At 66.2% G+C, this 281-nt stretch carries 1 protein-coding gene; it reads left to right on the top strand.

Going from position 1 to position 281, the window contains the following annotated elements; all coding sequences use genetic code 11:
* A partial coding sequence (locus SB816_RS31065) for a winged helix-turn-helix domain-containing protein (protein ID WP_410548124.1) occupies positions 1–281 on the top strand: 281 nt, incomplete at both ends.

Below are 281 nucleotides of genomic sequence, written 5' to 3'. Positions count from 1 at the left end.
GGTCGCCATCAACGGTCTCAAGCTCGACCCGGCCACGCACCGCGTCGCGGCGCACGCCGAAGGCTCGGAGATCAAGCTCGATCTTGGCCCGACCGAGTTCCGTCTGCTGCACTTCTTCATGACGCATCCGGAGCGCGTGCACAGCCGCACGCAACTGCTCGACCAGGTGTGGGGCGATCACGTGTTCGTCGAGGAGCGCACCGTCGACGTGCACATCAAGCGCTTGCGCGCGGCCTTGAAACCGGCCGGCTGCGATGCGATGATCGAGACCGTTCGCGGCA

The organism is Achromobacter sp. SIMBA_011, from assembly GCF_046535435.1.
GTDB lineage: Bacteria > Pseudomonadota > Gammaproteobacteria > Burkholderiales > Burkholderiaceae_B > Achromobacter > Achromobacter dolens.
Note: the sequence above shows the minus strand (reverse complement) of the source record. Positions and strands in the feature narration are given on the sequence as shown.